The organism is Streptomyces sp. CG 926, from assembly GCF_003148825.1.
Taxonomy (GTDB): Bacteria; Actinomycetota; Actinomycetes; order Streptomycetales; family Streptomycetaceae; genus Streptomyces.
This window is the reverse complement of sequence record NZ_QGGZ01000004.1, coordinates 1-24,350: the sequence shown is the minus strand read 5'-3', so window position 1 is coordinate 24,350 and position 24,350 is coordinate 1. Positions and strand designations below refer to the sequence as shown.

The 24,350-nt window shown below is 73.5% G+C and carries 24 protein-coding genes; 11 read left to right on the top strand and 13 right to left on the bottom strand.

Annotation, left to right across the window (positions count from 1 at the left end; all coding sequences use genetic code 11):
• Nucleotides 1-8 precede the first annotated feature (8 nt).
• Both BCL76_RS12205 and BCL76_RS12200 read right to left on the bottom strand, forming a co-directional pair.
• Nucleotides 9-2,384: an ABC transporter permease gene (locus BCL76_RS12205; protein ID WP_258309569.1), complete on the bottom strand. Its 2,376-nt coding sequence runs from the start codon at nt 2,382-2,384 to the stop codon at nt 9-11.
• Nucleotides 2,381-3,073, bottom strand: coding sequence for an ABC transporter ATP-binding protein (locus BCL76_RS12200; protein WP_109779898.1), 693 nt, complete (start codon nt 3,071-3,073; stop codon nt 2,381-2,383). The genes BCL76_RS12205 and BCL76_RS12200 overlap by 4 nt, the downstream gene beginning before the upstream one ends.
• 213 nt (nt 3,074-3,286) lie before the next feature.
• On the opposite strand from BCL76_RS12200, the gene BCL76_RS12195 reads away from it, so the two are divergent.
• On the top strand, nt 3,287-4,612 hold the full coding sequence (locus tag BCL76_RS12195) for a sensor histidine kinase (protein ID WP_109779513.1): 1,326 nt from the start codon (nt 3,287-3,289) through the stop codon (nt 4,610-4,612).
• Nucleotides 4,609-5,289 carry a response regulator gene (locus BCL76_RS12190; protein WP_109779512.1) on the top strand — a complete coding sequence of 227 codons (681 nt, stop codon included), beginning with the start codon at nt 4,609-4,611 and terminating at the stop codon, nt 5,287-5,289. The genes BCL76_RS12195 and BCL76_RS12190 overlap by 4 nt, the downstream gene beginning before the upstream one ends.
• A 12-nt stretch (nt 5,290-5,301) precedes the next feature.
• On the opposite strand, the gene BCL76_RS12185 is transcribed toward BCL76_RS12190, so the two are convergent.
• From BCL76_RS12185 to BCL76_RS12165, 5 genes are all read right to left on the bottom strand, one after another.
• The gene (locus BCL76_RS12185; protein WP_109779511.1) at nt 5,302-6,381 is read right to left on the bottom strand and encodes a sensor histidine kinase; all 1,080 of its coding nucleotides are present in this window, start codon (nt 6,379-6,381) and stop codon (nt 5,302-5,304) included.
• On the bottom strand, nt 6,374-7,069 hold the full coding sequence (locus BCL76_RS12180) for a response regulator transcription factor (RefSeq protein WP_109779510.1): 696 nt from the start codon (nt 7,067-7,069) through the stop codon (nt 6,374-6,376). The genes BCL76_RS12185 and BCL76_RS12180 overlap by 8 nt, the downstream gene beginning before the upstream one ends.
• 114 nt (nt 7,070-7,183) lie before the next feature.
• Nucleotides 7,184-7,909: a VanZ family protein gene (locus BCL76_RS12175; RefSeq protein WP_109779509.1), complete on the bottom strand. Its 726-nt coding sequence runs from the start codon at nt 7,907-7,909 to the stop codon at nt 7,184-7,186.
• 153 nt (nt 7,910-8,062) lie between these two features.
• Entirely contained in the window at nt 8,063-9,097 is a 1,035-nt protein-coding gene (locus tag BCL76_RS12170) for a PHP domain-containing protein (protein WP_109779508.1), read from the bottom strand.
• 100 nt (nt 9,098-9,197) lie between these two features.
• On the bottom strand, nt 9,198-9,692 hold the full coding sequence (locus BCL76_RS12165) for a MarR family winged helix-turn-helix transcriptional regulator (RefSeq protein WP_109779507.1): 495 nt from the start codon (nt 9,690-9,692) through the stop codon (nt 9,198-9,200).
• A 128-nt stretch (nt 9,693-9,820) separates the two neighbouring features.
• Between BCL76_RS12165 and BCL76_RS12160 the strand changes: the two genes are divergently transcribed.
• Both BCL76_RS12160 and BCL76_RS12155 read left to right on the top strand, forming a co-directional pair.
• On the top strand, nt 9,821-10,231 hold the full coding sequence (locus BCL76_RS12160) for an organic hydroperoxide resistance protein (RefSeq protein ID WP_109779506.1): 411 nt from the start codon (nt 9,821-9,823) through the stop codon (nt 10,229-10,231).
• A gap of 76 nt (nt 10,232-10,307) precedes the next feature.
• Nucleotides 10,308-11,987, top strand: a complete 1,680-nt coding sequence (locus tag BCL76_RS12155) for an FAD-dependent monooxygenase (RefSeq protein WP_109779505.1) — start codon at nt 10,308-10,310, stop codon at nt 11,985-11,987.
• Between the two features lie 101 nt (nt 11,988-12,088).
• Here BCL76_RS12155 and BCL76_RS12150 read toward each other — a convergent pair whose 3' ends face one another.
• Nucleotides 12,089-12,466, bottom strand: coding sequence for a DUF6204 family protein (locus tag BCL76_RS12150; RefSeq protein ID WP_109779504.1), 378 nt, complete (start codon nt 12,464-12,466; stop codon nt 12,089-12,091).
• Between the two features lie 173 nt (nt 12,467-12,639).
• Between BCL76_RS12150 and BCL76_RS12145 the strand changes: the two genes are divergently transcribed.
• A complete protein-coding gene (locus BCL76_RS12145; protein WP_109779503.1) occupies nt 12,640-13,917 on the top strand; it encodes a VWA domain-containing protein in 1,278 nt (425 codons plus the stop codon).
• Entirely contained in the window at nt 13,917-14,732 is an 816-nt protein-coding gene (locus BCL76_RS12140; protein ID WP_109779502.1) for a hypothetical protein, read from the top strand. The genes BCL76_RS12145 and BCL76_RS12140 overlap by 1 nt, the downstream gene beginning before the upstream one ends.
• Nucleotides 14,733-14,815: 83 nt before the next feature.
• On the opposite strand, the gene BCL76_RS39690 is transcribed toward BCL76_RS12140, so the two are convergent.
• Nucleotides 14,816-18,073: a D-alanyl-D-alanine carboxypeptidase gene (locus BCL76_RS39690; RefSeq protein WP_258309567.1), complete on the bottom strand. Its 3,258-nt coding sequence runs from the start codon at nt 18,071-18,073 to the stop codon at nt 14,816-14,818.
• Nucleotides 18,074-18,303: 230 nt separating this feature from the next.
• On the opposite strand from BCL76_RS39690, the gene BCL76_RS12130 reads away from it, so the two are divergent.
• Nucleotides 18,304-18,966 carry a lysophospholipid acyltransferase family protein gene (locus BCL76_RS12130; protein ID WP_109779501.1) on the top strand — a complete coding sequence of 221 codons (663 nt, stop codon included), beginning with the start codon at nt 18,304-18,306 and terminating at the stop codon, nt 18,964-18,966.
• A 117-nt stretch (nt 18,967-19,083) separates the two neighbouring features.
• Nucleotides 19,084-19,323, top strand: a complete 240-nt coding sequence (locus tag BCL76_RS12125) for a hypothetical protein (protein WP_109779500.1) — start codon at nt 19,084-19,086, stop codon at nt 19,321-19,323.
• A 22-nt stretch (nt 19,324-19,345) separates the two neighbouring features.
• Here BCL76_RS12125 and BCL76_RS12120 read toward each other — a convergent pair whose 3' ends face one another.
• From BCL76_RS12120 to BCL76_RS12105, 4 genes are all read right to left on the bottom strand, one after another.
• Complete coding sequence (locus tag BCL76_RS12120) at nt 19,346-19,810, bottom strand: hypothetical protein (RefSeq protein WP_146228358.1); 465 nt, start codon at nt 19,808-19,810, stop codon at nt 19,346-19,348.
• A gap of 344 nt (nt 19,811-20,154) precedes the next feature.
• Nucleotides 20,155-21,066 carry a PhzF family phenazine biosynthesis protein gene (locus BCL76_RS12115; protein ID WP_109779498.1) on the bottom strand — a complete coding sequence of 304 codons (912 nt, stop codon included), beginning with the start codon at nt 21,064-21,066 and terminating at the stop codon, nt 20,155-20,157.
• Between the two features lie 127 nt (nt 21,067-21,193).
• A complete protein-coding gene (locus BCL76_RS12110; RefSeq protein WP_109779497.1) occupies nt 21,194-21,547 on the bottom strand; it encodes a VOC family protein in 354 nt (117 codons plus the stop codon).
• Between the two features lie 45 nt (nt 21,548-21,592).
• A complete protein-coding gene (locus BCL76_RS12105) occupies nt 21,593-22,024 on the bottom strand; it encodes a GNAT family N-acetyltransferase (RefSeq protein WP_109779496.1) in 432 nt (143 codons plus the stop codon).
• Between the two features lie 166 nt (nt 22,025-22,190).
• On the opposite strand from BCL76_RS12105, the gene BCL76_RS12100 reads away from it, so the two are divergent.
• The 3 genes from BCL76_RS12100 (at nt 22,191) to BCL76_RS12090 (ending at nt 24,261) form a co-directional block, all read left to right on the top strand.
• Entirely contained in the window at nt 22,191-22,610 is a 420-nt protein-coding gene (locus tag BCL76_RS12100) for a YciI family protein (protein ID WP_109779495.1), read from the top strand.
• A complete protein-coding gene (locus tag BCL76_RS12095; RefSeq protein ID WP_258309566.1) occupies nt 22,604-23,962 on the top strand; it encodes an RNA polymerase sigma factor in 1,359 nt (452 codons plus the stop codon). Before BCL76_RS12100 ends, BCL76_RS12095 begins: the two co-directional genes overlap by 7 nt.
• Nucleotides 23,963-24,078: 116 nt before the next feature.
• Entirely contained in the window at nt 24,079-24,261 is a 183-nt protein-coding gene (locus BCL76_RS12090; RefSeq protein ID WP_109779494.1) for a hypothetical protein, read from the top strand.
• Nucleotides 24,262-24,350: the final 89 nt, after the last annotated feature.

Below are 24,350 nucleotides of genomic sequence, written 5' to 3'. Positions count from 1 at the left end.
CGGCGGGCTCACTCCGCGCGCAGGGCCCGCGCCGTACGGGTGCGCGCCGCCCAGAACGCGGGAGCCAGGGCGCCGGCCACGGCGATCGGCACACCGGCGAGGGCCATCAGCACGGGCAGCAGCCCACCGTGCACGTCGATGAACGCCTGCGGGATCGTGAACCCCGCCGCCCGGCCCATCGCCGGCATCACCGCACGGTGCAGGGCGGCGCCCAGCGGCGCCCCGACCGCCCCCGCCACCAGGCCGATCGCGGCCACCCCCGTCAGGACCTGGACGACCGTCTGCTGCGGAGTCATCCCCAACGCCTTGAGGACCCCCTGGTCGCGGACCCGGTCGCGGGTGTCCAGGACGACCGTGTTGAGGACGCCGAGCCCGGCCACGGCGACGAGCATCAGGGTGAGCATCGCGATCAGCCCCTGCATCGCGGCGAGGACGCTCGACGACGGGCTCTCGGTGGCCGCGGCCTGCGCGCCCAACGGCTCCAGGACCTGGTTCAGCTCCGCGAGGTAGCGGTCCCGGTCGGTCCCCGACGTGAGCTCGACGCCGAACACGGCGGGCAGATAGGGGGATTCCAGTGCCGCGACGGACTCCAGCGAGGTGCGCAGCGTCATCCCGTCGTCGCCCAGGTCGAAGACCTCGCCGACGATCGTCAGCCGGGCCGAGCGCCCCTGCTCGGAGACGACGAGGCCGTCACCGACGCGCAGCCCGGTGGCCTTGAGGAACCGGCCCGCGACGACGGCCTCGCCCTGCGCGGCGAACCAGCGCCCCGAGATCATCGCCGTACCGGCGCCTCCATCCTCCCCCTCGTACGCCACGAGCGGCGCGCCGCCCGTCAACCCCGCCACGTCCACCTCGGTACGGGACGTCCGCCGCAACGATCGGGTGCCGTCGTGCCCCTCCAGAACGCGTGCGACGGCGGCCGGGTCCGCCGGGCGGGCGGCGAAGGACGCCTCGGGACCGCCCTGGGGCGGAAGGACGGTGCGTACCGTGACGGCGCCGGAACGGTCCGGGTCGCCCTCGGTCCGGACGGCCACCAAGGTGCCGCCCAGTCCGACGGCGAGCGTCACCGCGAGAGCCCCGAACGCCACCGCCGAGGCCGTCGTCGCCGACCGGGCCGGCCGGGCGAGCGGACCCGCGAGCCCCAGGATCACCGACCGCGGCAGCGGCAGCCGGCCCAGGGCGTGCCGGGCCCGCAGGCCTCGCCGAGCCCCGGTGACCCCCGCGCCGCGGCTGATCACCAGGGCGGCCGGCAGCCGCGCCGCGCGCAGCGCCGGTACGAACGCCGTCGCCGCGACCACCAGCAGTGCCACGGCGGGCACCAGCACGTCCACCCACGCGGGGACCAGTGCCGAGGCCGTTCCGTAGACCTCGGCGACCTGCGCCATCACCGGGACGGCGAGCGCATTGCCGAGGAGGACGCCGAGCAGCGCCCCCGCCGACGCCGGCAGCAGCGCCTGCGCCATGTACGCGCGGCCCACCTGGATCGGGGTGAAGCCGAGGGACTTGAGGATCCCGATCCTCCGGGTTCCGGTGGCCACGGCCCCGCTCACCACCGTGCCGATCACCAGGACCGACATGGCCAGGCCCAGGAAGGCGAAGACGGTCAGGAAGGGAATGAACGCGGCGGTGTTCTGCTGGGCGACCTGGCGCACGTCGAGGTACGACCGGGCTCCCGTGAGGGCGCCACCCGGTACGGCCGCGGTGATCGCCTCCTGCCCGGCGCGTACCTCCTCGGCGGTGTCGGACGATGCGAGCCGGTAGAGCATCTGGACGTCGGGCCGCGCCGTCGTCAGCAGGGCCACCTGCTCCGGTACGACCCAGGCATCGGCGCTCCGCCCCGCCGACGAGGCGATCCCGACGACGGTGAGATCCACCTGCCCGGCCCGCACGCGTCCGCCCTGCCGAATGCCCGGGGGCAGCATCGCCCGCTCCAGCACGATCTCACCGGAGGCCGCGGCCCATCGGCCCTCGACCAGGGCGACCCGGTCGACGGCACCGTCGGGGGTGGCGCGACCCACCACCGTCGTGGGCGGCGGCGTGTAGCCCGGCGGGGTCTCCCGCAGGGGCCACAGACGGACCGACACGAGGGGGTACGGCCCTGCGGCGTCGGCCACCCCGGCCGCGCGGGCCGTGTCCCCGAACTGCTGCTGCGTGACGCCCAGGGACCCGGCGAACCGGACCGTGAGGTGCGCCCCGTCCTGGCCTTCGAAGGCCCGGTCGAAAGGCCCACGCGAGCTGACGAGCAAGCCGAGAGCCAACGTCGCGGCCGCCACCGCGATCAGTGTGGTCAGGGCCATCACGCCGGTCTGCAGGCGGCGCCGGCCGAGGCCGGCCCGGATCACCCGCCCGAGCCCGCCCGGCCGTGGGGCGCGACCCGGGCTCATCGGGTCACCGCCCGGTCGACGTCGCGCGTGATCCGGCCGTCGACGACCTCGATCGTCCGTGTCGCGCAGGACTCGGCGAGCGCCAGGTCGTGAGTGACCAGCACGATCGTCTGCCCGTCCGCGTTGAGATCGCGCATCAGGTTCCGTACGTCGGCGCCGGAGGCGCTGTCCAACGCGCCGGTGGGCTCGTCCGCGAGCAGCAGCGGTGGCCGATTCATCAACGCCCGTGCCACCGCCACGCGTTGCCGCTCGCCGCCGGAGAGCCGGCCCGGGTAGGCGCGGGCGTGCCGATCGATGCCCAGGCGCGCGAGGAGCTCGGCGGCGCGGTCCGCCGCCCGCGCCCGGGGGACCCCGGCCAACTGGGCCGGGAGCAGCACGTTGTCCGCGACGGTGAGGTCGTCGAGGAGGTTGAAGAACTGGAAGATCATGCCGATCCGGGCGCGCCGGTGCAGTGCGGAGGCGGTCTCGTCCAGTGCGTCGACGCGTACCCCGTCGACGGTGACACCTCCCGTGGTGGGCCGGTCGAGACCGGCGATCAGGTTGAGCAGCGTGGACTTGCCGCTGCCCGACGGACCGAGGACGGCCAGGGCCTCACCGCGGCACACCCGCAGGCTGATTCCGGCGAGGGCGGGCGGCCCCTCGTCATAGCTCTTGGTCACCTCGCGCAGTTCGATGAGCGGGTCGGTGATCGCGTCGGTCACGGTTCCTCCGTCTGACGGGGTGTGGGGTACCCCTCGACGCTATGGAGACGACCCGCATCGCCACGTCGGCCGCAGTGCGGAAAGTCCGTACCGTGCCCGGAGGACCAGGCGGCCGATCATCCTTGCGATGTACGCCTGTCGGCGGTGGCCCTCCGCCCCCGGACGGACCCGCGCAGACCTGCCCCTTGGCAGACTGGCCGGATGATCGAAGCAGCCGTCCGCCGGGCCCGCGCCGCGCGAGCCGCCTGGCTCCGGCCGCGCCTGTCGCGCTGGGCCTGGGTGTTCGACGCGCTCCTCGCGCTCGCGCTGGCCGTCGCCACGGTCGCCGGCGACCTGAACCGCTCGTACGTGGACATCGGGGAACCGCCGCCCGGCGGCACCGGGATACCGCTGCCGCCGCCCCCGCCGCCCGTAGGCTCGGCCGGAGTACCGAACTCCGCGCAGTTCGTGCCGTTCCTGCAGCACACCCTGCCGCCGGTGGAGCCATGGGAGCTGTTGGCGGCCGTGCTCACCGCGGCGCCCCTGCTGCTGCGCCGACGGTTTCCGCTGACGGTCTACTGGGCGGTCATGGGCGCGACGGTGCTCTTCCATCAGGGGCAGGTGGCACAGGACGCCACGACGGTCGTGTTCGCCTCCGGGCTCGTCGCGGCGTACAGCGCGGCGATGCACAGCCCGCACCGGATCGCGGCCGTGCTGTCGGTGCTCGCCGGGATGGTGCTCACCGCCGCCTTCCCCCTGATTCCGAAGGTGGACGGGGGAGTGGTACCGGTACTCGTGCTCCTGCCAGCCGGGTTCGCCGCCCACGGCCTCCACCGTTGGCGCGAACGCCTGCGCATCCTGCGCGAGGGGCAACGCGAGCAGCTGCGGCGGGCGGTGGAGCAGGAACGCGCCCGCATCGCCCGGGAACTGCACGACGTGGTGACCCACCATGTGAGCATGATGACGATCCAGGCGGGCGCGGCACGCAAGGTGCTCGACGCCTCGCCCGACCAGGCCCGCGAGGCGATGCGGGCGGTCGAGGCGGCGGGACGTACGGCTATGTCGGAACTGCGCCACGTGATGGGACTGTTGACGATGTCCGAAGGAGGCACCGGCGACGGCGGCTCGGACCCGGCGCGCGACGTGGACCTGGCTCCGCAGCCCGGCCTGGACCGGCTGGAAGAACTGGCCGGTCGCGTACGGGAGTCCGGTGTCCCCGTCCACCTGGCGATCCGCGGCAGCCGGCCCGACCTGGCCCCGGGTGCGGACCTCGCCGCGTACCGCGTCGTGCAGGAGGGTCTGACCAACGCGATCCGGCACGCGGCCGGAGCACGCGTGTCGGTGACGGTGGAGTACGCACCCGGCGAACTGCGGGTCGAGGTGGCCGACACCGGCGGTGTGCCGCGCACCCCCGCGACCCCGGGCGGCGGCCGGGGCCTGGTGGGCCTGCGCGAACGGCTCGCGATGTACGGCGGTACGCTGCGGGCGGGCCGAGGCCCCCGCGGCGGATACCGGCTCCGCGCCGTGATCCCTGTGGAGGAGACGTGACCGAGGCGGACCCGGTGGCGCCCCGCGTGGTGATCGTCGACGACCAGGCCCTGGTACGCACCGGATTTCGCATGATCCTCACGGCGGACGGCATCGACGTGGTCGCGGACGCGGCCGACGGGGAGCAGGCGGTGGCCGCGGTGCGGCGCACCCGGCCCGACGTCGTCCTGATGGACATCCGCATGCCGGGCACCGACGGACTGGAGGCGACCCGCCGCATCCTCGCCGACGAGGGGACCCCGCCCCGCATCGTCATCCTCACCACCTACGACCTCGACCGATACGTGTACGCGGCCCTGAGCGCGGGCGCGAGCGGCTTCCTGCTCAAGGACGTCACCCCGGAACACCTGACGGCCGCGGTCCGCATGGTCCGCTCCGGAGACGCGCTGCTCGCCCCGACGATCACCCGGCGGCTGGTGGAGCGGTTCGCCACGGCCGGGGAGCGCACGACGCCCCTGCACCGCGACCTCGGCACCCTGACCCCGCGCGAGCTGGAGATCCTCGAAGCCCTGGCCCGGGGTCTCAGCAATGCCGAACTCGCCGCCCGCTTCCGGCTCAGCGAGGCCACGGTCAAGACGCACGTGGCCCGGGTCCTGTCGAAGCTCGGCCTGCGTGACCGGGCCCAGGCTGTGATCGCCGCGTACGAGACGGGCCTGATCACCCCGGGCACCCGCTGACCACCCGAAGACCTACGCAACGCCCGGAAGCCGGACCGTGACGAGGAGACCGCCGGCGGGGCGCGGGTCCAGGTCCAGGGTTCCGTCGTGGGCGTGGACGACGCTGTGCACGATGGCCAGGCCGAGGCCGACGCCGGCGTGCTCGTCGGTGCGCACGCGGTCCGCTCCCCGCCGGAAGGGTTCGGTCAGGGTCGGTACCAGGTCGGACGCGAGGCGAGGGCCCGAGTTCTCGACCCGCAGCACGCTCGTGGCGCCGTACTCCTCGGTGCGGACCGTCACGGTGCCCCCGGCGGGCAGGTTGTGGACGACGGCGTTCTGGACGAGGTTCGTCACCATCCGCAGGAGCAGCTCCGCGGAACCGTCGGTCCGGGCCGGCCCGCCGGTGACCTCGAGCGTGACCCCGCGCCGTTCGGCGAGGGGGAGCAGTGTTTCGGCGGCCTCCTCGGCGAGGAGGGAGAGGTCGACGCCTTCCCGCGTGAACTGCCCCCGGTCGCCGCGGCTGAGCAGCAGAAAGGCCTCGGTGAGGTCGATCGCCCGCGTGTTGACCACGTACAGGCGCTCGATCAGCTCGCTCCGGTCCCGGGTCGGGTCCTTGCGGGCGACGTCGAGGAGGGTCCGCGAGATCGCCAGCGGGGTGCGCAGTTCGTGGGAGGCGTTCGCGGCGAACCGCCGCTGCTCCGCGACGTGCGACTCCAGTTGTTCGAGCATCGAGTCGAACGCGTCGGACAGCTCCCGGAATTCGTCCCTTCGACCCCGCATCCGGATCCGGTGGGACAGCGATCCGTTCCCGGCCTGCCGAGCCGCGTCCCTGATCCGGGTGAGCGGAGCGAGCATCCGGCCGGCGAGGATCCATCCCCCGACGAGACCGAAGACGAGCAGGAAGGCCATCGCCACGGCCGCGGCGGGGGCGAAGGTGTGCACCAGGAGGTAGCGGTTGGGTGAGATCCCGAGCAGGCCCTGGGAGTTGTCGGGGACGTAGCGCAGCAGGAACACCCACACCACGGCCAGCAGCAGGGCGCCAGCCAGAGCCAGGAAGCCGACGTAGCTGAGGGTGAGTTTGAGGCGGGCGCTGAGCCCGGGGCGTCTAGCCACGCGTACTACCGGGAGCGGTGGGGCCCGTGCCGGTGTCGATCCGGTAGCCGACGCCGGGCACGGTGGCGATGATCCACGGTTCGCCGAGCCGTTTGCGCAGCGCCGAGACGGTGATCCGCACGGCGTTGGTGAGGGGGTCGGCGTTCTCGTCCCAGGCCCGTTCCAGCAGCTCCTCGGCGCTGACGACCCCACCCTCGGCGGCGACGAGGACGTCCAGCACGGCGAACTGTTTGCGGGTGAGCGCCACGTAGCGCCCGTCGCGGAACACCTCCCGGCGGAAGGGGTCGAGCCGCAGCCCCGCGATCTCGCGGACCGGGGGCCGGGTGTGTCCGCGTCTGCGGTCGAGGGCCCTCAGCCGCAGGACGAGCTCGCGCAGCTCGAACGGCTTGGTGAGGTAGTCGTCGGCACCCAGCCCGAACCCGGAAGCCTTGTCGTCGATCCGGTCGGCCGCCGTGAGCATGAGGATCGGGATGCCGCTGCCGGAGGCGACGATGCGCCGGGCGACCTCGTCGCCGGAGGGAGCGGGGATGTCGCGGTCGAGGACGGCCAGGTCGTAGGAGTGGACGCTGAGCAGTTCCAGGGCGGAGGCGCCGTCACCGGCGATGTCGGCGGCGATCGCCTCCAGCCGTAGACCGTCACGGACGGCCTCGGCCAGATAGGGCTCGTCCTCGACGATCAGTACGCGCATGTCCGAAGCTTAAGCAGCGCGCCATATCGCCGACGTATGCGACGACGCGTACCCACAGCTACCCGCTACCCGCTACCCGCTACCCGCTGCCCGCCACCCGCCGCCGGCCGCCGCTCACGCGATCCGGCCCGCCGCCGCGGGTGCCGGGGTGGGAGGGGGCGGGTCGGACGGCGCCCCCGTGGCGACGCGCCACCAGCGACGCGACGCGAGGGCGGCCAGCAGGGCGCCGGCGGTGTTGACCAGTACGTCGTCCACGGAGGACACCCGGTCCAGCCGCAGGACGTACTGGGCGGTCTCGATCAGGATCGAGCAGCCTGCTCCGAGCGCCAGGATCCGCGACGGGGAGGCGAGCGCCGCGAACCGCATCGGGGCGAAGAAGCCCAGCGCCGCCAGGACCAGCAGGTTGACGGCGATCCCGAGCGACCCCATCGTGACCAGGTCCCGCAGCGGTACGAGGCTCACCCGGGCGGGGACGACGCCGGCCCCGCCGCCCGGCATCATGGTCATCCACACGAACGGCACCGTCCCGTGGACCATGCCCACCTCGGCGAGCGACAGCCGCCACGCCGACGGGAGGCCGGCGGCACGCCTACGGCGCGCCAGGGCCCACGCCACCAGCAGGGCCACCGGAAGCGTGGCCAACGTCATGAGCACCACACCGTTGAACGTGTCGAAGCAGCCGTGCCACCGTCCTGCCGCGCACATCGGAGCGGACATCATGAGCGGGCGCCGCACGACGTAGGCGGCGCCCGCCAGGCCGAGGACCGTCAGGCCCAGGAGCACGATCGCGCGCGTACGACGGGGCGGTGGCGGTGCGGGCAGGGGTGCGTCATGGTTCATGCCGACATTCCACGCGGAGGTCCGTTGCGGTGGCGTATCCGATTTTCGATACGCCCGCGATACAGGTGGCCGCGCGGAACATGCGATTCACCCGGTCCGAGGCCGAGGCCGAGGGCGACGGCATCGGCGCCGGCAACGGCATCGGCGCGCCCCTCAGGGCATCTCTCGGGTGCGGGTCCAGGTCAGGAGAACGTCAGCCGGCCAGGTGTTGATGACGCGGGCGGTCGGGACCTCGCACTCCACCGCCCGCTCGCAGCCGACGATCTGCCAGTCGAGCTGGCCGGGGGCGTGCGCGTCCGTGTCGACCGCGAAGAAGGTGCCGGCCGTCACGGCGAGCCGCAGCAGCCGCCGGGGCGGGTCCAACCGCTCGGGGCGGCTGTTGATCTCCACGGCGGTACCGCTTTCCGCGCAGGCCGCGAAGACCGCCTCCGCGTCGAACTGCGACTCCGGCCGGGTCCGGCCGGTGACCAGCCGTCCCGTGCAGTGGCCCAGGACGTCCATCAGCGGGTTCCCTACGGCCGCCAGCAGCCGCCGGGTCATCGCGGGTGCGTCCATCCGCAGCTTCGAGTGCACCGAGCCGACCACCAGGTCGAGCTGTTCCAGCAGCTCCGGTTCCTGGTCCAGCGCCCCGTCGTCGAGGATGTCGCACTCGATGCCGGTGAGCAGCCGGAACGGTGCCCAGGTGTCGTTGAGCTCGGCCACCACCCGCAGCTGCTCGCGCAGCCGCTCCGGGGAGAGCCCCCGTGCGACGGTCAGGCGCGGCGAGTGGTCGGTCAGTACGGCCCATTCATGGCCCAGCGCGGCCGCCGCCCGCCCCATCGCCTCGATCGGACTGCCGCCGTCGGACCAGTCGGAGTGCACGTGGCAATCGCCGCGAAGAGCCTCCCGGAGCGCGGTGGCGGCAGGTGTGGCCGGCGGCCCCTCGGGGAGCGCGGCGATCTCGTCCTCCAGCGTCTCCAGGTAGGCCGGCACGGTCCCACCGAGCGCCTCCCGGACGACCTGGGCCGTTTTGGGGCCGATGCCCTTCACGGCCTCCAGGGAACCTTCCGCGACCCGCTCGGCCACCTCGCTCTCGCCCATCCGGGTGATGGCGGCCGCCGCGGACCGAAAGGCCCGTACCCGGTAGGTGGGAGCCTGGGCACGCTCCAGCAGGAAGGCGATCCGATCCAGTGCCGCCACCGGGTCCATCGCGTGCCTCCTGCCCGCCGCTCCGCATCCCGCAGCCCCGTTTCCCGCCGCCCCGATTCCCCTCCCGCTTCCCGGACCCAGTGTCCGGCGCGGGCGGCGGCTACGCCTCCCCGGCCTCCCGGGGCACGGCGGCGTCGAGCGCGGCCGTCAGGCGGTTCAGTCGGGCCTGGAGGTCGAGGACCTCGGTGAGCTCGAAGCCGGTCGCGGCGGCGATCCGCCGAGGCACCTCCACCGCCCGCGCGCGCAGTGCGGCGCCCTCCTCGGTCAGGTGGGCGTGCACGGACCGCTCGTCCTCGGTGCTGCGCTCGCGGCGCACCAGTCCGGCCGCCTCCAGCCGCTTGAGCAGCGGCGACAGCGTTCCGGAGTCCAGTCGCAGGTGCTGCCCGATCTCCTTGACCGGCATCTCACCGTGCTCCCACAGCACGAGCATCACCAGGTACTGGGGGTAGGTGAGCCCCAGATCCTTGAGCACGACGCGGTAGAGGCCGCCGAAGGCACGGCTCGCCGCGTTCAGCGCGAAGCAGATCTGTCCGTCGAGGCGCAGGAAGTCCTGATCGGCGTGGGTCGCATGGGTCGCGGTGGGCTGCTCGGTCATGACGCCCAGTGTACCTGGGAAGGACTTGTGGGGCATTGAATTGTGCACAACTGAATTGTGTGCTCTAGTAGTGGAGCGCGGCCGACCACCGGCCGCCACCACGGTTCATTTCTGCGAGAGGACCTCTCATGGACGCGCTCTACACCGCTGTCGCCACCGCCAACGGCCGCGAGGGCCGCACCGTCAGCTCCGACGGTCAGCTCGACCTCGCCCTCGCCATGCCCCCGGCGCTCGGTGGCAACGGGCAGGGCACCAACCCCGAGCAGCTCTTCGCGGCCGGCTACGCGGCCTGCTTCGCCAGCGCGCTCGGCCTGGTCGGCCGCCAGGCCAAGGCCGACACCAGCGAGGTCTCGGTCACCGCGGAGGTCTCCATCGGCAAGGACGGCGCCGGCTTCGGCCTCGCCGTCACCCTGCGCGTCGAGCTCCCCGAGTCCCTCGCCGGCGAGACGGGCGCCCTGCTGGTCAAGCAGGCGCACGAGGTCTGCCCCTACTCCCGCGCCACCCGCGGCAACATCGACGTGGACCTCGTGATCGAGTAAAGATGCCGGACACCTGGCGGGCGGCCACCATGGAGGGGCATCCATCCCTCTGGGGGCCGCACGCCAGGAGGCGCCGGTGGCGCACACCCATGCAACGGACGTACTGGTCGCCGGCGCCGGCCCGGTCGGGTTGACCGCCGCCGCGGAACTGCGCCGACGGGGCGTCTCCTGCCGGATCGTCGACCGACTGCCCGCCCGGCTTCCGTTCGCGAAGGCCGTGGGAATCCAGCCGCGCACCTTCGAGGTGTGGGACCACATGGGGCTGGCCCGCACCGCCCTGGAAGCGGCCGTCCCGATGCGGGGCCAGTTCCTCTACGTCAACGGTGCCGAGCAGCCCCGTATCGATCTCTCCGTGCCGCCCGAAGTCCCGTACGGATTCGCGGCGCTGCCCCAGTACGAGACCGAGCGCATCCTCGACGAGTACCTGGGCCGCTTCGGCACCGAGGTCGAACGCGGCACCGAACTGGTGTCGTTCGGCCAGGACGCCGACGGCGTGACCTGCCGGCTGCGGGCCGCCTCCGGAGCGGAGGAAGAGGTACGCACCCGCTTCCTGGTGGGCTGCGACGGCGCCCACAGCATCGTCCGCAAGGGACTCGGCCTCAGCTTCGAGGGCGGGGCCTTCGCCGAGGAGTACATGCTCGCCGACGTACGCGTCGACTGGGACCTGCCACCCGGCTACGCCATGCGCGCCATGCACCTGGGCGAGGACGGGGCGGTCGACGACGTGCTGGTCTGCATCCCCCTGCCCGGCCGGGGCCGGTACCGCATGTCGATGATGGTGCCGCCCGAACTCTCCACCGCGGGACAGGCCGGGGCCGGCTCCGACGGCATCACGCACGGCCTGCAGAGCGGGCGCGGCCCCGCGTTGCCCGACATCCAGGCCGTCCTGGACCGGCTCTCACCGAAGCCCACCACCGCCTTCGACATCCGCTGGACCTCGGTGTTCCGCATCAGCCACCGGATCGTGGACCGCTACGGCGACGGCCGGGTCTTCGTCGCCGGGGACGCGGCCCACATCCACCCGCCCACCGGCGCCCAGGGCATGAACACCGGCATCCAGGACGCCTGGAACCTGGCCTGGAAACTCGCCCTGGCCTGCGCGGGCGCCGCCCACCCCGACCTGCTCGCCGGCTACGACGCCGAGCGCCGGCCCGTCGGCGAGGAAGTCGTCGGCCGCACCGTCCGGCACGCCGTCGAGGGCATGGAGAACGACCCCGACGACTCGGCGACACTGATGATGCGCGAGGCCCAGCTCCTCGTCGGCTACCGGGGAAGCCCGTCCGTGGACCCGGCCGGCGAGGGCAGGGGCCCCAGGCCCGGCGACCGGGCGCCCGACTGCACGGGCCTCACCGCGCCCATCACCGGCTACCCGATGCGCCTGTACGACGCCCTGCGCGAGCGGGACCACGTACTGCTGCTCTACGGATCCAGGTTCGGCCCGGGCTCCGAAACCGGGGCGGCCCTCGACGAACTCGTACGGACGGCCCGGGAGTCCTCCGGCGGCCGGACGGAGGTCTGCCTCGTGCTCGCGGCGGACGCGGACGCCGACGCGCATGCCATCATCGAGGCCGACGGGACGACGCTGCCGGTCTACACCGACAGTCGGGGCGAGTTCGCCCGCCTGTACGCGGCCCGGGAGCCCACGGCCTTCGTGATCCGCCCGGACGGATACCTCGGCGCCCGGCTCTCCCCACCCGACCCGCAGCAGCTGGCCGCACACCTCGCGAAGGTCTTCGCCGCGAGCCCCCCGAACTGATCCTTCAGGGCCACACCACCGGTACATCGAGGCCGGGGCCGGGGGCCGCGGCCCAGCGCGCCTGGGGTCGCGGGCCGTGAGCGGTGGGCCGAACCGACCCGTCAGGCCTGAGCGCCGCCGCCGTCGGACCTGGCGGCCTCCCGACGCTGTCGCTTGCCCAGCGGGGCCAGCGACATGTCCTGGGCCTGCGACTTCAGCTGCTTGAAGCCGTACCCGCGCTCGGTGAGCCAGCTCTCCGCCGCCAGCTCCGCCCGGGCCGTCGCGTCGAGGATGTCCTCCTCGGCCTCACCCGAATCCAGGAAGCGGAAGGTGAAGAAGGGGCGCGCCGCGAGGTCGTACGACAGGTGCCCCTCGGCGGTGAACTCCGCGCGCAGCATGTCGTGCTCGGGCGCGGCGGCGAGCAGCTCGGCGCTCTGGTCGTCGGTCAGACCGTCGAAGGAGCCGCGGACGGTGATACGGAAGATACGGGTAGCGCTCATCCTCGGAGCCTAGATCGGACGCTCCGTCCCATGCACCCGGATATCCGCCGGTCCGCCCCGCCCGCCACCTCCCGGACGGTCGGCGCAAGGCCGCGTTCACCGCACGGACGCCCCGAAAGCCCCGGCCGGGAGCCCGTTTTGGATTGCCGGACGATCCTCAATACGATCCGGCGATGATCACAAGAAAACGGCTTGCGGTCGGGGCGTGCGGCCTGCTCGCCGCCCTGGCCGTCGGGCTCTTCCCGGCGAGCGCCACCGCCGCCGACGAACCGACGGCGAAGGAACCCCCCAAGGTCGACCTCGTCCTCGACGTGAGCGGCTCCATGCGAGCCGACGACATCGACGGCCAGACCCGCATGGCCGCGGCCAAGCAGGCCTTCAACGAGGTCATCGACGCGGTCCCCGCCGAGGTACGCCTCGGCATACGGACCCTGGGGGCCAACTACCCAGGAGAGGACCGGGCCACCGGCTGCAAGGACACCAAGCAGCTCTACGCGGTCGGCCCCCTCGACCGGACCGAGGCCAAGACCGCGGTGGCGACCCTCGCCCCCACCGGCTGGACGCCGATCGGACCGGCCCTGCTCGGCGCGGCCCAGGACCTGGAGGGCGGCAACGGCTCCAAGCGGATCGTGCTCATCACGGACGGCGAGGACACCTGCGCCCCGCTCGACCCCTGCGAAGTGGCGCGCGACATCGCCGCCAAGGGCATCCACCTGGTCATCGACACCCTCGGTCTGGTCCCGGACGCCAAGACGCGAGCCCAGCTGACCTGCATCGCCGAGGCCACCGGCGGCACCTACACCTCGGTGCAGCACAAGGCGGACCTCTCCAGCCGAGTGAAACAACTCGTCGACCGGGCCGCGGACCCGGTCGTCAACCCCGTGGCGACCGAGGGCGCGAAGCAGTGCGCGAATGCCCCGCAGCTGAAGGCAGGCCTCTACAGCGACCGCGAGACCTTCGGTGAACACCGCTGGTACCGGGTCGACGTCCTGCCCGGCCAGGAACTGCGCGCCTCGGTCAGCATCGGCGCCGACCGCGCCGTCAACAACGACTACGGCGTCCTGCTGCGCGCCACCACCGTCCACGGGCGCGAGATCGTGCGCGGCGCCGAGGCGGGTGACGGGCGCACCGACGTCCTCTCCACCGGCCTGCGCTACCCGAAGGCCGAGATCGACGGCGCGGACTCGGACGACAAGCCCGTGCCCGAGACCGTCTGCCTCCAGGTCAGCAACTCCTTCTCCGCTCCCGCCTCGGTCAAGACGACCCCGGGCATGCCCGTCGAGCTGACCATCGACCTGGTGGACGGCCCCGACGAGGCCTCCGACGTCGCCGCCTTCGGCCTCGGGCGGGGCTGGTGGCTGCTGGCCGTGCTGGCGCTCGCCGGACTGCTCGCCGGTCTGGTGTGGGGATGGATCTCCCGCTGGCGCATCTCCGTCTGGAGGACCAACTGATGCGTAGAGTAGGCACACCGATCGCGTCACTGCTGGCCGCGGCAGCCGCCCTCACGGTGGCGGGTACGGCCGTGGGCACGGCCGTCGCGGACACGCCCTCGCCGAGCGCCACCGCCTCCGCGAGCCCGGGCGGGGACAAGGCCGCCCCGTCCGCTCCGACCGAGGCCGGCACCAGCTTCCGTACCGCCGCCGCGTTCCGCCCGGGCCAGAAGGCCACGGCCGGCGCGTCCAGCGGCGACTACCTCTACTGGGTGGTGCCGATCGACGCGCAGCAGCGCGCCACGGTGAAGGCCGCCGTCACCCTGCCCGAGTCGAAGGCCCGGCACGGCGCCTCGACCTGGCAGCTCGACGTGTACGACGGGCTGCGCCGCCGGCAGGCGTGCGCCTACGGCACGCAGACGGCCGCCGCGGCGAAGGAAGCCACCACGGTCGAACTGTCCTGCACCCTGCGCACCGTACGAGCGGGCGCCGAGCCGTGGGCCAACGATCCGCTGCCCGGCAGCTACTACGTACGCCTGACCGTCGTCGCCGCGCCGGACGAGGACCTGGGCCTGCCGGTACGCGCGGCCGTCGAGGCCGAGGTCAAGGAAATGGGCGGCGTCAGCGCGGTGGACGGCACGCTCTCCACCCCGCTGGTCGCCGGCACCGTGACGGCGACCTTGCGCGAGCCGGAGGACGGCTGGTCCGGCGGCTGGTGGTCGGACCGCTGGATCTGGACCGCCGCGGGCGGCGTGCTCGCCGCCCTCGCGGGCATCCTCGGCCACTCCCTGACGCGCGGCAGGGGCCGCCCGTCCAGGATCCCGCCGGGCGCCTGAGAACCGGAGGAGGCCGCGCCCGTCGGGCGCGGCCTCCTCACAACGCCTCGGCCCGACGGGGCCGCGCCGCTCTTCTCGTCCGCTCAGCGACCGCGGGTCAGCCGCGTGCCGAAGCCGGGCTCGGCCAGGGCCCCCTTGACCGCGACGGGCACCTTCTTCGCGCTCTCCCCGTCGCCGACCGTCAGTACGGCCACCTCGGTACCGGCCTTCGCGGTGTGCGGCAGCGGTCCGGCGCCCGCAGGGGCCGTGAGGGACAGTTCCAGCCGCTGGCCGGGCACGCCGATCACGTTCAGGTCCTTGGTGGCCATCAGCGGTGTACGGCCGCCGAGCCCGTCGTCCAGGTGCCCGACGACGTCGCCCTTGCGGATCACCGGAGCCGCGGCGAGAGCGTTCCGTACGGCCTCGATGATCTTCTTGCTGTTCGCCAGCACCAGCTTCAGGCTGTCGGCGCCGTCCACGTCCGGCCCGTCCGCATGCTGATCCATCAACGTGCCCAGGACCAACGGGGTCTCATCACCGATCGACTTGTACGCCGCCCACATCAGGGTTCCGCCGGCGGGAGTGCTCGAACCGGTCTTGATACCCCGGATGCTGAGGCCCTGGCTGTTGAGCAGGATGTTGTTGTTCTCGAGCCGCTCGGGCAACCCCTTGATGGTGGCGTTCGGCAGCGCGACGATCGTGCGGAACACCTCGTCCTTCATGACGGCTTCGGCGAGCTTGAGCTGATCCTCGGCGGTGCTGACGGTCGCCGAGTCCAGACCGCTGGGGTCGGTGTACGTGGTGTTGTCCATGCCGAGTTCCTTGGCGGCGGCGTTCATCTTCGCCACGAACGCGGCCTCGGAGTCGGTGCCGGAGTCCCAACGCGCCAGCAGGCGGCCGATGTTGTTCCCCGAGGGGATCATGAGCATCTTGAGCATGTCCTGCTGGCTGAACTTCTGCCCGACGGTCAGGCTCCGGATACGGGACTCGTGTTCCGAGCCGCCGTCCGCCACGGCCTTCGCGTCGACCGTGATGTCCGGACCCGGGTCGGACTTGCGTAGCGGGTGGCCCTTGAGGATCACGTAGGCCGTCATCACCTTGGCGACACTGGCCGTCGGGACGGGCTTCTGCTCACCGAAGGTGCCGAGGTCACCGGAGCCGGAGCCGGAGACGCGGACGGCGCCTTGGCCCTCGGCCGGCCAGGGGATCGAGAACTCCCCGGTGATGGCGCCGTCGGTCTTGGACGCGACGAGCTGCGGGGTGGGCAGCGGGCGCAGCAGCTGGGCGCCGACACCGGCTCCCACCACGAGGAGCAGGATCGGTGTCCATATCTTGACGCGGCGCACCGCGGTCCGGCGCGGGGTCTCCGCCGGGGGAGGGGTGTTGGTGAGGTCGGCCAGCAGATCCAGCGGGGGCAGCGGTGCGGCGGGGGCCGGCGCGGCCACCCGGGCCTCGGAGGGCCGCGGCTGAGCCCGCGGCGCGACGGGCGCGGGCAGGTCGACGTCCTTGAGCGCGACGAACTGGCTCGTCCGCTCGGGGTCCGCGTCGGCGGCGGGCTCCGCCTTCCGCGCCCAGGACGGAGCCTTCCGCGGGGCGTCGGGCTCGGTGGCCTTCTCCTCGGGCCGGGCGATGAGCATCGTCTGGTCGGACGGCGCTTCGCCCGCGGCCTCGGCGTCGGGCTGGGTGGGCTTGGGCTTGGGCGGGGTGATGACCATGGTCTGGTCGGACGGTGCTTCGGCCGCGGTCTCGGTGTCGGGCTCGTCCCCGCCCGGGGTGTCGGGCTGGGGCCGGGCGATGAGCATGGTCTGGTCGGACGGTGCTTCGGCTGCGGTCCGGGGGTCGGCGCGGGACGTGTCGGGCTTGGGCGGGGTGATGAGCATCGTCTGGTCGGACGGTGCCTCGACCACCGCCTCGGCCTCGGCTCCGGACGCGTCCCTGCCCGAAGCCTGCGGCTCGGGTGCGGTGCCGACCTCGGAGTCGGCTTCGCCAGCGAGTTCGGCGTCGTCCTCGTCCTGGGTCTCCGCCGCGGCCTCCGGCTCACCGTCGGCCAGGGCCTCCGCAACGGGCTCGTCGTCACCCCGGGAGGGGGCCGTGCCCTTGGCGGCGGTTTCGGGCACGGCGTTGGCCTCCGCGTCCGCCTCGCCCGCGGGGTCAGGGGCCGGAGCGGCCTGCGGGAGGGCTTCGCCTTCCGGCTCGGCGTCCTTCTCAGGGCGGTCCGCGACGTCGGGTTCGGCCTCAGCGGCGGGGCCTGTCGAGGCTTGGGGAAGGGGTTCCGCCTCGCCTGCGGGTGCGGGCTCCGGCTCGGACGCCGGTGCGGCCTGCGGGACGGCCTCGCCCTTGCGCTGGGCGGCCTTCTCAGGGCGGCCTGCGAGCTCGGGTTCGGCTCCACGGGCGAGGTCGGCCGCAGCCTGCGGAACGGCCCCGGCCCCGGCCTTAGCTCCGGCCGCGGTCCCGGCTCCGGCTCCGGCCGCGGTCCCGGCGTCGGCGTCAGTCTCAGCTCCGGTCTCAGCCCCGGTCCCGGTCCCGGCGTCGGCGTCGGCGTCAGTCTCAGCTCCGGTCTCAGCCCCGGTCCCGGTCCCGGCCTCGGCGTCGGCCTCAACCTCAGCTCCGGGCTCAGCCTTGGCCTTGGCCTCAACCTCAGCTCCGGCCCCGGCTCCGGAGCTGGCCTCGGCTCCGGCGTTGGCGTTGGCGTCGGCGTTGGCGTCGGCGTCGGCCTCAACCCCGGCTCCGGCCCCGGTCCCGGCCTCGACCTCGGCCCCGGCCCCGGCTCCGGCCCCGGTCCCGGCCTCGACCTCGGCCTCGACTTCGGCCCCGGCCCCGGCTCCGGCCCCGGTCCCGGCCTCGACTTCGGCTCCGGCCCCGGCCCCGGCCCCGGCTCCGGCCCCGGCCCCGGCTCCGGCCCCGGCCCCGGCTCCGGCCCCGGTCCCGGTCCCGGCGTCGGCTCCGGCGTTGGCGTCGGGCCCGGCCTCGGCCCCGGTCTCGGGTTCGGCCCCGGCCTTGGCCCCGGTCTCGGTTCCGGTGTCAGCCGCAGCCTCCGCCTCGGGCTTGCCGTCCGCGTCCGCCTCGGGCTCGTCCGCGTCCGCCCCGGCTCCGGCGTCGGGCTCCGCCTCCGCCTCGGGGCGGGCTTCGCTCGGGAGGTCGGCGTCGGTCGCGCCCTCGGCCACCGGCCGGGACTCGGCGTCAGCAGACGGCTCCACCGCAACGGCGTCCGCCGTCGCACCCGGCTCCGCCCGGTCCGCACCGGCGGTGCCCACACCGGCGCCGGAATCGGCCGTCGCCTCGGGCTCCCCCTCCGAAACGGTGGTCTCCGCCTCGATCTTCGGGTCGTCCGAGGGACCGCCCGCCACCGTTACCGCCTTCATTCCAGCCCCGCCTTGCTGCTCACATCGTGCCGATACGACCGGCGAGGCCCCGCGGGGCCTCGCCGCACTGCTAGATACCCCCGGTGCCCCGCCCGTTCCACGCGCTGGATCTTGTGACCGTTCGGTCATATTCGCTGAGTACGCCTACTCATGACCCCACTCGCCCACCGCCCGACCATGGAGCGACAACGCACCGCACCACCCACCGCACCAGTCGAACGGGGTCGTCCATGCTCAGCCGAATCGCCGCCGCCCTCGTGCCCGCCTTCGGGCGCCTGACCGTCACCGCCGACCCGGGGGACCGCCCCGCCCCCGGCGCCATCCTGGTCGCCAACCACACCTCCCTCGCCGACCCGGCCGTCGTGGTCGCCGCCCTGCGTCGATACGGCATCGAGCCGGTCATCCTGGCCACCAGCGGCCTCTGGCGGGTACCCCTGCTCGGCTCCGCGCTCCGCCGCGAAGGCCATATCGCCGTCCACCGCGGCACCTCCCGCGCCGCCGACTGCCTCGACGCCGCGGCCGTCGCCCTCGCCTCGGGCCGCAGCGTGCTGCTCTACGGCGAAGGCGGCCTCCCCGTACGCCGTGACACGGGGGAGACGGCCCCCGGCCCCTTCCGCAGCGGCCTGGCCCGGCTCGCCGCCGCGACCGGCGCCCCGGTCGTGCCCGTCGGCCAGGCGGGCGCCCGCCGTCTCTGCTCCGGCAGCGGCGCCAAGCAGCTCGCCGGCGTCTTCACCGCCCCGCTGCGCCGCCCCTGCTTCCACGTCCACATCGGCTCGCCCCTGCACCTGCCCGACCGGTCGCCGGAGGCCACCGACCGGGCCCGTCAGGCCGTCACCGCCGCCTGGCGAACCGCGGCTTCCGCCCTCGGCGAGGCGGGCAAGGAGACGGCCTGACCACCTGCCCTTCGGAGGCGCTCGGCGCACCCGCGGACGTGGCGCAGAGGCAATCGATCGGCCCCTCGGAACGTGTCGCCGAGCCCGTCACCGGCCGCGGCGTGCGACCGTCTCCGCATGACCGAAGGCTCGACACCTCACATGTCCCCGGCACGGATCATCGTGCGGGGGGTGCAACCCGGACACCCGCCCTTTCGCATCGTGGAGGTCGACGGCGAGTTCGTCGGCCGGGCAACCTCCATGACGGACGTGCTCCTGATCGCCGCCGAGGCGGGGATCGTCGTCCACGATCTCGACGACCCGGACGTGATCCACTGGCTCAGCGGCGGCAAGTTCACCTGGACCCTCCACCCGTAGCCGATGACGGCGGGCGGTGCGCTCAGCGGGTGCTGTGCCCGAGGAGCACATGGGCCGCGACTTCACCGTCGGCGTCCGTGTCGATGAAGGACACCATGACCGGGCTGCTGCCGGTGGGGCCGCCTGTCGTGGCCCTCAGCCGGTAGCGCTCGGTGCGCACGGCGTCGCGGGCGAGCGGGCTGCCGCCCGAGAACAGCGCCGCCGGTTTGGTGTCGTTGGCGATGCGGAAGTCGGCCGGGCGCCAACTGCCCGAGGCTGTGTCGAAGCGTTCCAGCAGGAAACCCGGCCCGCCGCCCGCCCCGGCGCCGGGTTCGCCGACCAGCATCTCCATCTGGAAGGCGACCAGCACGTGCCGGTACGCGGCGGTGTTGCCGTTCCGCAGGGTGACGGTGAACTCCTGCGGGACGCCGCCGCGTACGAGGGCGAGCCGGCCGCCGCGGGTGTCGACCGCGACCGTGAGCCGGGTCGGAGCCGGGGGAGGCGCCACGGTACGAGGCACGGACGGGGTCGGGGACGCCGGCGCGGAGGATACGGGCCCCGAGGCGGCCGGGGCGGTCGGCGACGCGGGAGCCGACACCGCGTCGGACGCCGACGGCGACACTTCCGCGGAAGCCGAAACGGAGGCCGCCGCCGGGGATGTGCCGGTCTTCTCCCCACATCCGGTGGCGCCCACCACCAGGAGTGCGGCCACGGCCGCCGCGCCGAGCGCGCTGCGGGGGCCTCGGGATATTGGCATGGGATCGGTCCTCCAGGGTCGGCTTCGGCAGGAAGCTAGCAAGGCGGTGCCCCTGCCGACGAGGTCGATCACGCTTCGAGGCGGCGACGGTTCGGTCACGGTCCCCCGAGGACGGGTCGGACGAGGAGCGTGGCCTCCAGAACGGTGACCGCGCGCCCGGTGAGGAGGACCCGGTCCCCGCGAAGCGCGACCTCGACCAGCCCGGGACGCCCCGAGACCTGCAGGCCGGTGAGGCCGTCGAAGCGGCCCAACCGCGCAGCCCAGTAGGGGGCCAGTGCGGTGTGGGCGCTGCCGGTGACCGGGTCCTCGGGGATGCCCCGCGCCGGAGCGAAGAATCGGGAGACGAAGTCGTACCCGGACTCCGCCTCGGACTCCGCCTCGGACTCCGCCCCGGCGGCCGCCGCCGCGGTGACGATGACCCCGCGCAACTCCTCGCGCAGGGACAGGGCCGCGATCGCCGTGAGGTCGGGCCGCAGCGCCCGTACCGCGGCTTCGTCCGGCAGTACGGTGAGCAGATCGCCCAGCGCGCCCGTGCGGAAGGTGGCCTCGGGCCGGACCCCCAGGGCATCGGCGAGTCCCGTGGGTATCGGCACCTCGGTCGCGGGGGCTGCCGGGAAGTCCAGGGTGATCTTCCCTTCCTCGCCCTCGTCACCCTCGTCCGCCTCGTCACCCTCGGCCCACGCGGTGAGCAGACCGGCGGACCGGCTCAGGAACCGCACCGTGCCGCCGGCCATCAGCCCCTCCCGGCGCAGCGTGTGCACGGTGGCCAAGGTGGCATGGCCGCACAGGTTGGCCTCGACGAGGGGGGTGAACCAGCGGATCTCCCAGTCGGCCTCGGACCCGGCCGGGAGCGGCAGCGCGAAGGCCGTCTCGGGATGGTTCAACTCGGCGGCGAGCCGCCCCAGCCACCCGTCGTCCGGCCAGGGGCCGGCCGGGAGCAGGCAGACACCGGCGGGGTTTCCGGTGAAGGGGCGGCTGGTGAAGGCGTCAACGATCCGGATGCGCATGCCGCGAACGTATCGAGGCCGATCAGCCTCGGGGCAAGGCCAATTACGGGAGAGTGGCCTGTGGCCCCGTACGGGTGGTGCGACCGGCCACGCACGGCAGCGTAGGCGGAGGCGGGGGCGGAAGCGGTCAGGCGGGCTGCCACAGTTCGACCCGGTTGCCCTCCGGGTCGGTGACCCAGCCGAAACGACCGACACCTTCCATGTCCTGTGTCTCGTCGTCCACATCCGCCCCCGCGGCGCGCAGTTGGGCGAGCATCGCGTCGAGGTCGCGGACGCGGAAGTTGAGCATGGTCTGCTGGGCGCGGGAGCCGAAGTAGTCGGTCCCGGACTCGAACGGCGCGAACACCGTCGGCCCGGCGCCCTGCTGCCACAGGCCGTGTTCGTCGGTGCCCAGGCCCAGGCAGTCGCGGTACCAGGCACCGAGGGCCGCCGGGTCGGCCGCCCGCATGAAGTACCCACCGATTCCCAGCACACGTTCCATACCGCCATGGTGCCAGGACGGTGGCCGGACGGGCGGGTGGACGCGTCAGCCGAGCGGCTTCTCGAAGCTGAAGGCGGTCACGGCCATCCGCTCGCGGAAGTAGAAGCGGTGCGCGTCGGTCCGCTGGGTGCCGGACTCCAGCGTGAGCGCGGTGCAGCCGGCGGCCAGGGCGTGCTGCTCCAGGTGTGCGAGCAGTTCGTGGCCCACGCCGGTGGAACGGGCGGCGGCGGCAGTGACCAGGTCGTCGACGTAGAGCGAGCGGACCGACGCGGTGTTGACGACGATCCGCCAGCCGGCCGCGCCCACGCACCCACCGTCCGCGTCGTAGGCGGCGGTGAAGCGCAGCCCTTGGCCGTGCGCCTCCGTGAGGATCCTGAGGAACAGTTCCTCCGTGAGGTGGGGGCGCAGTTCGAGCAGCACGGGGAGGAGGTCCGTCGTGAGCCGGGGGTCTCCGGGCTCCAGGTCGATGATCTTCATGCGATGAGCCTACTGGGCCGTACGGGGCAGCCTCCGGCCGAAACCGTCGCGCGGCCGCCGCCGACGTGTCGAAATGGGAAGGACGGCTCCGACGTCCCCTACGAAAGGCTCCCGATCCCGTTCCTGGTCCCGGAGCCGCCGCGCAGAACAGAAGGAGTGGCACCCCATGAAGTACATGCTGATGGTTCTCGGGAAGCGGTCCGACTACGACGCCATGGGTGGCGCCGCGAACAGTGACGGCCCCGGATGGTCCGAGGCCGACCTCAAGGCGATGTTCGAGTACATGGGCGCCCTCAACGACGACCTCGCCGAGTCGGGCGAATGGGTCGACGGACAGGGTCTGGCCGACCCCCGCCACGCCCGTCTGGTCACCGCGGCCGCCGACGGCAGCCCCGTGGTCTCGGACGGACCGTACGGGGAGGCCAAGGAGGTGCTCGCCGGGTACTGGATCGTCGACGTCGCGGACTTCGACCGCGCCGCCGAGATCGCCGCTCGCTCCTACGCCTGCCCGGTGCCGGAGGGCGCACCCAACTACCCGGTCGTCGTCCACCCCGTCGACAGCCGCTCGGGGACCGAGATGTGCTGACCGATCCCGACCCCGACCCCGGCCCGGGTCCCACCCCCGCCAGCGAGGACCTGCTGCGCCGGCTGGCGCCGCAGGTCCTCGGGGCGCTCGTGCGCCGCTACGGGCACTTCGACGCGGCCGAGGACGCCGTACAGGAGGCCCTGCTCGCCGCCGCCCGGCAATGGCCGCAGGAGGGCCGCCCGGCCAATCCCCGCGGCTGGCTGATCCGCGTCGCCTCCCGACGGCTCACCGACCAGTTGCGCAGCGAGGACGCGCGGCGGCGCCGCGAGGAGACGGCCGCAGCGCTGACCCCGCGCGACGAGTTCGTGGCACCGCCACCGGGGGAGGGGCGGGCCCCCGACGAGGACGACACCCTCGCCCTGCTCTTCCTGTGCTGCCAGGCCGAACTGCCTCCCGCCGGCCGGATCGCCCTCACCCTGCGCGCGGTCGGCGGCCTCACCACCGCGGAGATCGCCCGTGCTCTCCTGGTGCCCGAGGCCACGATGGCCCAGCGGATCACCCGGGCGAAACGGCGCATCAAGGCCTCCGGGGCCCCGTTCGGCATCAGGCGGGGCGGCGCGGACGGCCCGGATGGCACCGGCGGCAGCGGCGGCAGCGGCGGCAGCGAGGGGATCGGCGGACCCGATCCGGGGGCGGCCGAGAATCAGACGCAACGGCTCGCCGATGTGCTCCACGTGCTCTACCTGATCTTCAACGAGGGTTACACCGCCACCTCGGGCCGCGATCTGCAGCGCGCCGATCTCGCCGCCGAGGCGATCCGCCTGACCCGCACCGTCCACGCGCGGCTCCCGGCCGACGGCGAGGTGGCCGGCCTGCTGGCCCTGATGCTGCTCACCGACGCCCGCCGGACCGCCCGCACCACGCCCGACGGCGATCTGGTCCCCCTCGCCGAGCAGGACCGCACGCGCTGGGACCGCGCCGCCATCACCGAAGGGGTCGCGCTGGTCAGCGACGCCCTCACCCACGCGCCGCTGGGCCCGTACCAGTTGCGCGCCGCGATCGCTGCCGTGCACGACGAGGCGGTGAGCGACGAGGACACCGACTGGGTGGAGATCCTGGCCCTGTACGAGGTACTGATCCGTCTGGTCCCGGGCCCCGTGGAGCGCCTGGGCCACGCGGTCGCGGTGGCCATGGTGCACGGGCCGCGGCAGGCCCTGGCGCTGCTCGCCGACCTCGACGAGGACGAGCGCCTGGCGGGCCACCACCGGCTCGAAGCCGTACGGGCCCACCTGCTGGAGGCGGCGGGCGAGCGGGCGGCGGCGAGGGCGGCCTACGCCAAGGCCGCCGGCCTCACGCTCAGCGTTTCGGAGCGCCGATACCTCCGCCTCCGGGCCGCCCGGCTCGCGGAATGAGAAGGGTCATGAGAGGGGCACGAGAGGGACATGAGGAGAGAGGTGCCCCCCTTCCGGGGCGTCCGCATGACGGACATGGTCCACCGATGTCAGAGGCGCCGCCTACTCTTGATCACGTGAGCCCGACCTCTGACGATCACCTCGCCCCCGAACGAACCCTCGCCGACATCAACGCCGACATCCGCTGCCTCTTCGCGCGTGCCGACGGTCGCCTCTCCGACGCGGAGCGGATCCGTCACGCCACCCTGCTGGGCGAGTGGGCCTCCGCGATACGCGCCTCGGTGGTCCCGGCCGCCTAAAGGTTGTTGCAGAAGGCTCAGTTTTGGGCATTTTGCCTGTATGGGTGGGGTGTTGAGGGCTGAGCCGGTGTGGGTGGAGACGTTCACGG